Source organism: Corynebacterium ulceribovis DSM 45146, assembly GCF_000372445.1.
Taxonomy (GTDB): domain Bacteria; phylum Actinomycetota; class Actinomycetes; order Mycobacteriales; family Mycobacteriaceae; genus Corynebacterium; species Corynebacterium ulceribovis.
The window spans coordinates 171,259-183,343 of record NZ_AQUY01000004.1 but is presented as its reverse complement, the minus strand read 5'-3'; the positions used below and the strand labels follow the sequence as shown (position 1 = coordinate 183,343).

Sequence of the window (12,085 nt, the reverse complement as noted above, 5' to 3'; positions counted from 1 at the left end):
CGGCCTCATATTCGTCGGAAAGCGCAACCAAACCCCGTACGGCTTGGCGCCGTAAATCTTCGTATTGTGCGCCCTGCACCACACCCCACAGCGATTGCAGGGGCTTATCGACGCGTTGTTCCGTCAACCGGTTATGTTCCGCCAANCANCGGTTAGCCCAGCCACGGGTACGTTCCACCGACTCGACCTGGTAATCCTTCGTTTCCACCAGGGTGGTCAGCTCGTCGAAAGCAAACATGATATCCGCGCCNAGCTGATGCTGAATCTGCATGGAAAACTCCGGNGTGAAGCGGTGNTTNGANCCATCNATGAAGGACTTGAAGTTCACGCCNTCGTCNTCNACCATCGCCATCCGCTCTTTTTCGGCGGCCTTAATGTCGTTGCGGGACAGCCCAGCAGTGTCCATCGCCAGGACCTTTTTGAACCCCGAACCAAGGGAAAGCACCTGGAAGCCACCGGAGTCGGTGTAAGTCGGGCCATGCCAGTTCGCGAAGGCCGCGAGCCCGCCAGCCTTGTCGACGATCTCCGGCCCTGGCTGCAAATAGAGGTGGTATGCGTTACCGAGGATGGCTTCGGCACCCGTTTTCCGGACAAAGTCCGGAGTCATCGCCTTGACAGTGGCTTTGGTGCCCACCGGGATGAACGCCGGGGTGTGAATGTCGCCGTGCGGAGTGGAAATGGTGCCGGCGCGGCCAAGATCGCCGTCCATACGGGCGGAAATCTTGAAAGAAAGGTCTGGTTTAGTCGTCATTCGGTTTCTGGGTTGGGTCAGTTGGGAGGTCGAATTCTTGGTCGCCCATGTGGGTTGGATCATTCTCACCGGCGCCGACCATGGCCGGTTCCTGTTTCTTCCGGCGCGCCGCAGCCTTGTAGTCCACCTTGCTTTGCAGCGCGGAACCTTCCACGTCCAGGTTCGGCAGAATCTTGTTCAGGAACTTCGGCATCCACCAGTTCACCCGGCCCATCAGGAACATGGCTGCTGGGATGAATGTCATGCGGACAAAGAAAGCGTCAAAGAAAATACCGAGACCCAACGCGAACCCGAAGGTCTTAATGAATGGCAGTGGCTGGCCCATGAAGGCCACAAACACGGTCACCATGATGAGCGCTGCTGCGGTCACGACACGGGCACCTTCCGAAAAGCCCTGAATAACCGACTCTTCGGATGCGTTGTACTTCGTCATTCCGGACGGTTTGCCACCGCTGTGCGTGAAATGCTCCCGCATTCTGGACACGAGGAACACTTGGTAGTCCATCGCCAAACCGAAGGTCACACCAATGAGGAAGATTGGCATGAAGGCAATGATTGGGCCTGGCGTTGGGACGATGCCCCACAGCCCGTCCTGCCAGAACGCCACGGTCATGCCAAAGGCTGCGCCGACAGATAGCAGGAAGCCTGCGGCTGCGGTCACTGGGATAGCGATGGAGCGGAACACAATCATCAGCAACACAATTGCCAGACCAACAACCACGCTGAGGTACAGCGGCATGGCGGCTGCCAGTTTGTCCGTCACGTCAATTTTGATGGGCACTAGACCCGTCAGGCCTAGCTCCACACCAGTTGCTTCCTGGATCTGGTCCTGCTGAATCCGCAGTGCCTGAATCGCCTCATTGGTTTCCGGCGCCAGCGACCCCTTGGTTGGTGTGATCACCAATTGTGCGGCTTTTCCGTCATCACGCAGGAACACTGGCTGCACATTCTCGATGCCCGCGTTGTTCGACATCTGGCTGATGGTGTACGCGATCGCGGCTTTCGGTGCCGCCTCTTCCTTCGAGGTGCCGTCCTGGGTGATGGCCGCCATCAGCGGCGCCAATGCTCGTGAATCCTCGTTCACATTCTCCGCATTGAGCACCAGCATCATCTGGGCATCTCGGCCTTCGCCGAAGCTTTCGCCCAACAGTTCAACTGCGTTGCGTTGGGTGCTGCCGTATTCGGCACTGGCATCCGATGGCAACGACATGGTCAGGTGCGTCACTGGCCAGGTCAGTGCCAACAGAATGACAGTCGCCCCAATAAGGAAGAAAGCTGGAGCTTTCTGTACCCGCTCCACCCAGCGGCGCCCCATCGTTTTATTGCGGCGCGGCCGACGGACATTGCCCTTCCATGGGTTACCGGCAATCAGCGGAATCTTGCCCGCAAAGGCGAACCGGCCCATCGCTCCCAAAGCAGCAGGCACCAGCGTCAGCGATACCAGCACTGCGACAAACACGGTGAAGGCAGCGGTGTACCCCATCAATGACAGGAATGGGATATCAGCAATAGCCAGTGCGACCAGCGCAATGATCACGGTCATACCGGCAAACACCACCGCAGAACCGGCCGTACCGGTAGCCATACCAATGGCTGTTCGTTGGTCCAGCCCGTTCGCTAGCTCGGAGCGGTAGCGCGATACGATGAACAGGGCGTAGTCGATACCAACTGCCAAGCCCAGCATCACAGCCATAGTTGGGGTGACGTTGTTGACGTCTTGGAAGGCGGTCAGCCACACCACCATGAGCGCGCCGATACCAACACCAACCACTGCGGTCAGCAGCGGCAAGCCTGCTGCGACCAGCGAACCGAAGGTAATGGCCAGCACAATGAACGCCACCAACAAACCGATGGCTTCAGTGGTGCCTTCCACTGTGATTGGGTCTTCCATCGCAGGGCCATAAGCTTCTGCCTGCAAACCTTGGTCGCGTGCCTCTTGCAGCACTTCCATCACGGTTGGGTGGAATTCCGAGTCCAGCTCACCAGTGTTCGTGCCATGCGCGGAGAACGTGAAGGTACCGACAGTTTTATCTTCATTGAGCACCGACACTGCCTTGGCATTAGCCTGCGCCTGCTCCTTGGACATGCCGGACTTGGTGCCTTCTTCAACAATGATGCGGGTCATTTCCGGGTACATATCCACCGGGTTGACCATGCGTTCAGTGTCTTTCAGACCCGGCGCGTTGTCTTTAATCGACGCAATCATCTCGTCGACCACGGCCTTATTCTTCGGGTCGGCGAGCGTTTCCCCCTCCGGCGCCTTCACGATGATGTTCGCCGACATCGTGTTCACTGGGTTTGGCTGGTCTGGAAAAGTGTCGTTGAACATGTGTGCAGCCTGCGCTGACGGCATACCCGGCACCACAAACTCACTGGAGAAGCCCTTTTGCATGGTCAGGGAGCCAGCGGCGGTACCGCCGAGGAGCACTAGCCAAATCGCAATCGTGACCCATTTATGAACAAATGACCATTTGCCCACTCGGAAAAGTAATTCGGCCACGAGAAAACCTCCAGTTCGCACCGCTACTGCCCCGCCAGATTTTGTTGTCATGGCATGTGCCGGGCAATCCCCGCCAATTATACGCAAATATAAATACAACCCCCGCTCCGAATTAACTCAGAACGGGGGTTGCAATCTGGGCGGTGGCGGAGGGATTTGAACCCTCGGTACGGGGTAACCGTACAAAGCATTTCGAGTGCTTCACCTTCGGCCGCTCGGACACGCCACCAGCGCTATACAGCGTTACCACTGTACGTGTCCGGCACACTGCGCACCAAATTGCCCGGCACACCCGATGTTTTACCCGCGTCGGTCGACAAAGAATTCGGTGAGCAATGCTGCGCATTCGTCGGCGAGTACACCGCCGCGTACTTCTGGTCGGTACAGCATCCGAGGGTCGCGGACAACGTCAAAAAGCGACCCGCATGCGCCGGTTTTAGGTTCCCAGGCGCCGAAGACGATGCGGCCGATGCGCGCGCCGACCGCTGCCCCGGCGCACATGGTGCAGGGTTCTAGGGTGACGGCGAGGGTGCAGTCCTCCAGGCGCCATCCGTCGGCGTGGGCGGTGGTTGCGGCCCGCAGGGCAAGGACTTCGGCGTGGGCGGTGGGGTCGGCATCTGCTTCGCGACGATTACTTGCCCGCGCCAGAATAGTGCCGTCGGGAGCTGCGATGATCGCGCCGACCGGAATATCGCCGGGTGCGGCGGCTTTCGCCTCAGCGATGGCCAGGCGGATGAGGGCTTCATCGCGCAGCTCTGGTTCTGGACGCGGCAAAACAGGCTCAGGGTGGCACATCGACGGTTAGTGGTCGCAGCCAGCGGGATCAACGCCGGTGACGTCGGCGAGCTCTTCATCGAAGCCCATGTCTGCGGCGAGGCAAGCGAGTTGTTCACTGGCCCACAGGTCATCGGAGTCGATGAGGATGCTGAGGGATTCTTCCGAATAGCCAAGGTCAGCGAGCAGTTCCCATTCACCTTCGGCCCATGGTTCAACATCGTCGGAGTCACCGATTTCGTCTTCCAGGGAGTCCAGGTCTATGCCGGATTCATCCAGGCAATCAGAGACTAGGTCATCGGACAGGAACGCGGAGGCATCACTGACCAGGGTGTTGACGCCGCCGGGGACGGGACGCACGATGACAAAGTAGTCATCGTCGATGTTGAACAGCCCGAAGATCGGCTGGTCGGTGCTTTGGGAACGCAGCGCACGCAGCGTTTTGTCGAGGCTGTCGAAGCTTGCGTCGGGCAGCTCGCGCACTAGCCAATTGCCGTCCTGTCGGGTGACAGAGACCGCGTAGGTATTATCGTCCGATTCGTCGTCGTATCGGTCGGTATCAGCTTGAGAACCAGCTGGAATGTGGGACATGCCTAGTAACCCTAGTCCGCTGTTTGCCGAAAGTGCATACTTAGAGGCGTGAACATTTCTGCACCTTCTTCTCCTGTCTGCATCCTCGGTCTTGGCCTCATCGGCGGTTCGCTGCTGCGCGATCTCCGCGCCGCCGATGTGCAGGCCTTTGGCTGGAATCGTTCACCATCGAAGGTGCAGGAGGCGGTCGATGAGGGCTTTGACGTTTCCGGCGACCTGCCTGAGGTGTTGCGGCGGACGCAGGAAGAAAACGCCATCATCGTCATCGCTACCCCGCTCCCGGCGGTCGAAGCCATGCTGGATGCCATCCAAGAGTACGCCCCGACCTGTACTTTCACTGATGTCGTCAGCGTGAAGACCCCGGTGTGGGAGCAGGTGCAGGCCCGCGGCATGCAGGACTTTTACGTTGGCGGCCACCCAATGGCTGGCACCGCCGATTCCGGTTGGTCCGCCGCCCAGGAGGGGCTTTTTGACGGAGCGGTGTGGGTGATCACGTACGACCACGCGGAGAAGAACGGTCAGATCCCGTCGGATGACTGGTCTGACCGCTGGGTTGAAGTCGCGCGGATGGCGTTTTTAGTGGGCGCGGAAGTAGTGCCGTCGCGGAGTCGTACGCATGACTCTGCAGTGGCTCGGATTAGTCACCTGCCGCATTTGTTGGCGGAATCCTTGTCGATCGTTGGTGACAATGGTGGCGCGTTGGCGTTGTCGCTGGCGGCAGGTTCCTTCCGGGATGGGACTCGGGTGGCAGGCACCCAGCCGTCGCTCGTGCGAGCCATGTGCGAAGGCAACCGAGAGGCCTTGCTAGTCGCGCTGGATGAGGCCTTGGAATTGCTGACCGATACCCGTGCAACGCTGGCTGGGCCAGAACGGTCGGTGCAGGATTTGGCAGAGGCGGGTTACCGCTCGCGGGTGCGCTACGACGTCCGAGCTGGCAAGCGCCAGAACGTGGGGCTGGGTGCAACCGCGTCGAACCGGCCGATTATTCGCTTCCGGCCAGGCGAAAAGGGCTGGATGCACCACCTCGTGCAGGCAGAGGAAATGGGCGCCCGCATCGAGATTTTCTAGTCAAGAGACGCCCTAGTCCAGCACCGCCCTAGTCCAGTGCTTCTGCTGTCAGTTTCAGGGAAGTGAGCCGCTCTTCCACGGAGGCAGAAGTATGGCACAGGATGAGCTCATCTGCGCCGGAACGCTGCGCGAACTCATCGAGCTGGGTGCGTACCTGCTGCGGTGTGCCCACAGCTCTCTGGTTAAACCGCGAGGTAATTGCTTGGCCTTGTGGTGTATCCAGCAGCATTTCAGCTTCATAGTCCGTAATGACTCGGTCGCCCTGCGACAGCAGCATCGCCAGCCGCGCTTTACGCACCCGATGCAGCTGGTCTTCAGCCAGCTCCGTCGTGTCCGCCGCAATGACGTTCACCGCCGCCATGGCCCGTGGCTTATCCAGCTGTTCCGATGGCTCGAAATTCTCGCGATAGTGATTAATTGCCGCCACCATCATGTCTGGGGCGAAATGCGAAGCGAAGGCATAGGGCAGTCCAAGTTTTGCCGCCAACGAGGCACCAAATAGCGACGATCCAAGGATGTACAGCGGCACATTGGTGCCGCTACCTGGGATCGCATGAATCCCGCGGATCCGGGTGTTTCCGCTGAGGTAGCCCTGCAGCTCTAAGACATCTTCGGGGAAGTTCTCGGCTGCCCGCTCATCTCGTCGCAAAGCACGCAGGGTGATGGGGTCGGTGCCGGGCGCTCTACCCAACCCCAACTCAATGCGGCCTGGGTGCAGATTCGCCAGGGTGCCGAACTGTTCAGCGACCGTCAAGGGTGCGTGATTAGGCAGCATGACGCCGCCCGCACCGAGTTTGATGTGGTCGGTGTGAGCGGCGATATGTGCAATCAGCACTGCCGGCGCGGACGAAGCGATGGCACGCATATTGTGATGCTCTGCGTACCAAATACGCTCGTAACCACTCTGTTCAGCGACGCGGGCGTACTCAACGCTGCCTTGCAGGGCTTCGGCGTGAGATTCACCTTTGCCGATGGTCGCTAGGTCCAGCAGAGAATGTGCGGGAATCACGTTCGGTTACTCGTCGTCCTTGAGCTTGCCGAGGGTTTCGGTGGCGCGGTCCTTGGCATCTTCTACGCCCTGCTTGGCGTCGGCCTTGACCTGGTCGCCCTTGCCTTCGTTCTCAAGGCGCTCGTTGTCAGTTGCCTTACCGGCAGCTTCCTTTGCCTTGCCGCCTAGTTCTTCAGCCTTGTTCTTAAAGTCACCCATGATTACTCCTCTTCCCTTTCTGGATGGAGAGACATTCGGATGAATGCTTCTGACACCCACGGTAGGGACGAAATCTGGGTTATGCCAGGACTTTATGAAAGCGTTACTCGCGGCGGTCTGGCCGGAACAACAGGAACGCGACGACAGCCAACCCGAGCAGCGCCCACACCAACCACCATGGGAAACCGGGACCGTCATGGCCGGCGAGCGCCCCGTCACCAGCGGCTTCTTCCTTGGAGATGCGCTTGGCGTGGACCATAAAACGGTGCGTATTGACGCCAGTTGGGGTGCACGTGAACAAGGTGACTAGGTCTTCGCCGTCGCGGACTTGCAGGTCCACGAATTTGTCTGCCTCGACTGTGTCGAGGGATTCGACGCGATAGTAAAGCTCTTCGCCGAGCACATGCACGGAGAAAACGTCGCCGACTTCGGCTTTGAGTAGCGGGGTGAAAAGCTTGGCTTTTGACATGCCGGAATGGGCTGTCAGCACCGAGTGGGTCGATGGGCCGCCGACGGGCATGGAGGTGCCGATGGCATCAATGCCGGTGACCCGCAGTAACTGCTCATACGCCTTGAACAACGGGGTGCGACCGATTTCGTCCGGGTCGGCGCCGATGTATGGGTCAACTAGGGAGCCGGCACAACGTCGGCGATGGCATCATCGGCATCCTGCGCCAACGCGGCGGGCAGCGGACCGGCGACCGACAGCACACCAACAACAAGCGCAAATACGAAAAGTGCTACGCAAAACCGGCGCACAATGGTCGTCACGACACACTCCTGAACGAAAAACATGAGAACCCAAAGCCTCGTGGATTCACCGATTCGGCTCAATCCTCCGCGGGCCACCTTGTCCGGCAACACGCCAGTAGCAGACTTAAGTTATTCACAAGCTAGCCCGCCGCTTTCTGCAGTAGCAAACTACTACCACAATTAACCTGCTGGTTTGGGATCGCATTCACACTTATCGCCATCAGGGCGCATGTGAATCGTGGAAGTGTTGTGGTCAATGTGAGTGATGCCCTGCAAGCACTGCTAACTGGAACCGGGCGCGAGGCGAAAGATTTTTCAATTAGCGGGATAAAAGCGGGAAATTGGGGTTAAGTAAAGAAAAGTGTGTCCGCACGCGACCATAACCCCAGCTCAGCACACCTAATTCCCCAATAAATAGCTCCCACACAGCTATTGACTACACCATCCCACACCTCCAACCACAAACGTGCTAACACCACACCGGTTGGATAAGAAGGATGACCACCAACCGACCCCGCTGCCCGCTCTGCGACAGCACAACCAAGAAAAACGGCACCACCAGCAAACAAACCACCCGCTGGCGCTGCACCACCTGCGGACACTCCTTCACCCGCACCACCCAAACCACCCACACCAACACCGCCACAATGACCTGCTTCATCAGCTGGATCACAGGCACCCAACCACTAGCAGCCATCGCTGCGAACCACGGCGTGACCAAGCAAACCATGCACCACCGATTCCACTGGTGCTGGTGGATCCTGCCCACCCCCGCCATCGATTCCTGGCGCGTCTACGACCAAATCTTCCTCGACGCGACCTACCTCGGCAGCGGATGCCTCCTCATCGCAGCCAGCCGCACCCACGTCATCAACTGGTCCTGGGCCAGAAGCGAAACCACCGCCGCCTACACCGAACTACTACGCCCCATCCCCGCACCCCTCATCGCCGTCATCGACGGCGGACAAGGCGCACAATCAACCATCTACCGCTGCTGGCCCACCACCAAAATCCAACGCTGCCTGGTCCACGCCCAACGAACAGTCCGCCGCAACACCACCAGCAAACCACGCACCACCGCAGGTAAAACGCTCTACCGCCTCGCCCTGCAACTCACCCGAATCACAGACCTCAACCAGGCAGCAAACTGGGTCAGGCACCTCCACGACTTCGACCACACCTACCGAGCCTGGATGAACGAGCAAACCACCACCAAAGACCCCGCCACCGGCGCCTACACCACGGTCTACACGCACTACCGTGTCCGAGCGGCATACCAGTCTTTACTCTCTCTCCACCGCCGGGACCTGCTCTTTACCTATCTGCAACCACCACCAGGAACCACAGAACCCGACAAGCTAGCAGCGACAACAAACTGTCTCGAAGGCGGTATCAATGCTCCACTAAAAGAGCTGGCCCGCCGCCACCGCGGATTGTCAATCCCCCATCAACGCACCGTCATGGACTGGTGGCTCTACCTACATACAGAAGTCCCTGACGATCCAGTACGAATCGCCAGGGACCAACGATGGGGTCAAACCGCACTTTCCACAGCAACAGACCTGATCACCCACGACACCACTGCCGCTACCAACGACACCGGCGCACCAGCAGAATACGATACCGCCATCGACACCAGCTACCAGCACAGCCTCGGCATCCAACAGGGCTGGGTTAGATAACCGAGACACGCCCGAAAAAGACACACTTTCTTTACTTAACCCGAAATTGCGAAACCCAACAAAAAAGAACCCCGCCACCTTTGCATAACTGCTGGCAGCGGGATTCAGTTTGTGCGCCCGGAGGGATTCGAACCCCCAACCTTCTGATCCGTAGTCAGATGCTCTATCCGTTGAGCTACGGGCGCATGCTCTCGGGGCTTGCCCCGTGCAACGGGATTAGACTTTACCCGAGTATTGCCACTTCACCAAAACCGCTGGTCACTCTAGGTTTCCAGCGGTTTTATAGTGAAGCTATAGCGCGGTTAGTAACCGACTATTTCCATGGATTTTCCGAAGTGGTCACGTTAGTGCCGGTGGAGTTTTCCTCTTCCAGCACAATTTCCGCAGCCTCTTCCATATCCATCTCAGGGTTATCGGCAGCAACTTCGTGCAGCTGGGTGGCAGTGTCGAACTCTTCCACCACGTAGTCGGCTGGTGGCTGAGTCATTATGGACACCACGTACAGCGCCAGGCTTGCCGCAATGAAGCCAGGGACCATCTCGTACATTTGGTCGGCCAGCGCCGGGGTCATACCCCAGCCGAAGGACACGACTGCACCAACAACCATGCCGGAAATTGCGCCAGGCATGTTCAGGCGGCGCCAGTACAGGCTGGCCAGCATCAATGGACCGAAGGCCGAACCGAAACCGGCCCACGCGAACGCCACTAGACCCAGAATCGAGTCGGATGGGTTAATCGCCATTGCCGCAGCGACAAGCGACACAGCAACCACAGCGGTACGCGACAGGTTAATCATGGTCTGGTTCGAAGGCAGTTCCTTCTTGAACAGCTTGAACAGGTCCTCAATCAGTGCGGAGGAGACCACCAGCAGCTGGGACGACAGGGTCGACATAATTGCTGCCAGCACCGCAGTCAGGATCAGACCAGCGACCAGTGGGTGGAACAGAATCCGGCCCATGTCCAGGAAGATGGTTTCGAAGTTTTCCTGGTCAGTGACGTGAATCGTTGGGTCGGCACCGAAGAACGCGGTACCGACGATGGCCACGGCGGTGGCACCGACGATGCACAGGAACATCCAGAAGATACCGATGCGACGGCCGTTCTTTGCCTCGTGGGTGTTGGTCAGCGCCATGTAGCGCACCACGATGTGTGGCTGGCCAAAGTAGCCCAAGCCCCACGCCAAGTTACCGATAATCGCGGCGATGGACACACCGGAAATCATGTTGAAGTAGTCCGGGTTGCCGTTGTCCCAAGGGCCGTAAGCCTGGGTGGTGGCCCAGTCAGTAAGCGATGCGGTGTCCGACAGGGTGAAGTAGGCAACCACTGGAACGATCAGCAGCGCCAAGAACATGATGGTGCCTTGCACCACGTCGGTGTATGCCACAGCCATAAAGCCACCGATGAAGGTGTAGGCCACGGTAACGAATGCCACCAGCATCATGCCGGTCAGGTAGTCGCCACCGAAGGTCGATTCGAAGTAGCGGCCACCGGACACCATGCCGGAGGAAATGTAGAAGGTGAAGAACACCAAAATAATGACCGCCGATGCGACACGCAGAACGTGCGTTTTGTCGTCTAGGCGGTTTTCAAAGAAGGATGGCAGCGTAATCGAGTTGTCTGCAATCTCGGTGTAGGAGCGCAGTCGCGGAGCAACCAGCTTCCACGATGCCCAGCAACCGATCAGCAGACCGATGGCGATCCACAGTTCCGACATGCCGGTAACAAACAGGGCACCAGGAAGACCCATGAGCAGCCAGCCGGACATATCTGATGCACCGGCCGACAGGGCGGCGGTGAATGGTCCGAGCTTACGGCCAGCGAGCATGTATTCGTCATACTCGTCGGTCTGGCGATAGCTCCAATAGCCAATTGCGAGCATCGCCAACATGTAAATAATGATGGCGAGGATGAACCAGTTACTTTCCGTCATCCTTGTCCTTTCCTCGGGCAGCAAAACCGCACGCGGTCCAGCGCGCGGGCACCCTTATTCGGTTAATTTTCCATAAATAGGGTGTCTACACAGGATAAGAATTGCAAAGAATAAGCGCTGGAAAACGGAAAATTTGAAACCCCACGGAAATCTAACAAGCGCGATTTCGTGGGGTTTTGCCGGAAATGTGACAATTAGGTCACAATATTTCCAGCTGCATCGTTTAGGTCACTTTCTTCCGAAAGTTCCGCTAGGCACATTGCTGCTGCGCATAAGCGAAAATTTACGCCAGCTCGTCCGTAATGGCCTTATTAAAGGCCGGTAGATCGCCTGGGTTTCGGGAAGTAATCAGGGTGTAGCCGCCATGCTGACAGATGCGGACTTCTTCATCTGCCCAGTCGGCGCCAGCGTTGGTCAAGTCCAGTTCCAGCGATGGATAGGACGTGAGCATTTTTCCCTTTGCCAAACCGGAATTAATCAGTAGCCATGGTCCGTGGCAGATGGCGGCAACAGTTTTGCCAGCATCCGCAATGCCCTTGACAACTCGCTGCGCATCCTTATCCATGCGCAACGTATCCGCGTTGAGCGTGCCGCCTGGGATGACCACTGCGGCAAATTCGGTTGGGTCGACGTCGGCCAGCTTCGCATCGGCGGCTACTTCTGGGCCTAGTTCCTTGTCGGACTTCAGGGTTTGGATCGTGCCGCCATTTGGGGTGGCGACGGTGGTTTCGAATCCGGCTGCCTGCATCGCTTCGATGGGCTTAGTCAGCTCATCGGCCTCGGTGCCGTAGTTGGTGGAGATGATCAGTGTTTTCTTTACAGTCATGTT

Annotated in this window: 12 protein-coding genes and 2 tRNA genes; 2 read left to right on the top strand and 12 right to left on the bottom strand. The window is 58.2% G+C overall.

The features are described from left to right. The 5 genes from A3EC_RS0110710 to A3EC_RS0110690 all read right to left on the bottom strand — a co-directional run. A partial coding sequence (locus A3EC_RS0110710; protein WP_018025184.1) for a tRNA-guanine transglycosylase occupies positions 1–751 on the bottom strand: 751 nt, incomplete at its 3' end. Beyond that, entirely contained in the window at positions 741–3,251 is a 2,511-nt protein-coding gene (locus tag A3EC_RS0110705) for an MMPL family transporter (protein ID WP_018025183.1), read from the bottom strand. The genes A3EC_RS0110705 and A3EC_RS0110710, both read right to left, overlap by 11 nt. Positions 3,252–3,392: 141 nt before the next feature. Further along, positions 3,393–3,480: transfer RNA gene (locus tag A3EC_RS0110700), tRNA-Ser, on the bottom strand. Positions 3,481–3,551: 71 nt separating this feature from the next. Continuing rightward, positions 3,552–4,046: a tRNA adenosine(34) deaminase TadA gene (gene tadA, locus A3EC_RS0110695; protein ID WP_018025182.1), complete on the bottom strand. Its 495-nt coding sequence runs from the start codon at positions 4,044–4,046 to the stop codon at positions 3,552–3,554. Between the two features lie 6 nt (positions 4,047–4,052). Then, on the bottom strand, positions 4,053–4,616 hold the full coding sequence (locus A3EC_RS0110690) for a tRNA adenosine deaminase-associated protein (protein WP_018025181.1): 564 nt from the start codon (positions 4,614–4,616) through the stop codon (positions 4,053–4,055). 48 nt (positions 4,617–4,664) lie between these two features. Here A3EC_RS0110690 and A3EC_RS0110685 point away from each other — a divergent pair, with 48 nt between their 5' ends. Further along, positions 4,665–5,684, top strand: coding sequence for a prephenate dehydrogenase (locus A3EC_RS0110685; protein ID WP_018025180.1), 1,020 nt, complete (start codon positions 4,665–4,667; stop codon positions 5,682–5,684). 28 nt (positions 5,685–5,712) lie between these two features. Here A3EC_RS0110685 and A3EC_RS0110680 read toward each other — a convergent pair whose 3' ends face one another. From A3EC_RS0110680 to A3EC_RS12985, 4 genes are all read right to left on the bottom strand, one after another. Then, positions 5,713–6,693, bottom strand: a complete 981-nt coding sequence (locus A3EC_RS0110680; RefSeq protein WP_018025179.1) for an LLM class flavin-dependent oxidoreductase — start codon at positions 6,691–6,693, stop codon at positions 5,713–5,715. 6 nt (positions 6,694–6,699) lie between these two features. Further along, positions 6,700–6,891: a CsbD family protein gene (locus A3EC_RS0110675; protein ID WP_018025178.1), complete on the bottom strand. Its 192-nt coding sequence runs from the start codon at positions 6,889–6,891 to the stop codon at positions 6,700–6,702. A gap of 103 nt (positions 6,892–6,994) precedes the next feature. After that, positions 6,995–7,471: a class C sortase gene (locus A3EC_RS12210; RefSeq protein ID WP_018025177.1), complete on the bottom strand. Its 477-nt coding sequence runs from the start codon at positions 7,469–7,471 to the stop codon at positions 6,995–6,997. Between the two features lie 47 nt (positions 7,472–7,518). Then, positions 7,519–7,662 (bottom strand): hypothetical protein, encoded by a 144-nt coding sequence (locus tag A3EC_RS12985; protein ID WP_018025176.1) that lies wholly within the window; start codon positions 7,660–7,662, stop codon positions 7,519–7,521. Positions 7,663–8,141: 479 nt separating this feature from the next. Between A3EC_RS12985 and A3EC_RS0110660 the strand changes: the two genes are divergently transcribed. Beyond that, a complete protein-coding gene (locus A3EC_RS0110660; RefSeq protein ID WP_018025175.1) occupies positions 8,142–9,326 on the top strand; it encodes an IS1249 family transposase in 1,185 nt (394 codons plus the stop codon). A gap of 112 nt (positions 9,327–9,438) precedes the next feature. Here the strand turns inward: A3EC_RS0110660 and A3EC_RS0110655 are convergent. From A3EC_RS0110655 to A3EC_RS0110645, 3 genes are all read right to left on the bottom strand, one after another. After that, positions 9,439–9,511: transfer RNA gene (locus tag A3EC_RS0110655), tRNA-Arg, on the bottom strand. Positions 9,512–9,639: 128 nt separating this feature from the next. Next, a complete protein-coding gene (gene putP / locus A3EC_RS0110650) occupies positions 9,640–11,256 on the bottom strand; it encodes a sodium/proline symporter PutP (protein ID WP_018025174.1) in 1,617 nt (538 codons plus the stop codon). Between the two features lie 283 nt (positions 11,257–11,539). Then, positions 11,540–12,082, bottom strand: coding sequence for a type 1 glutamine amidotransferase domain-containing protein (locus A3EC_RS0110645; protein WP_018025173.1), 543 nt, complete (start codon positions 12,080–12,082; stop codon positions 11,540–11,542). Between the last annotated feature and the right edge of the window lie 3 nt (positions 12,083–12,085).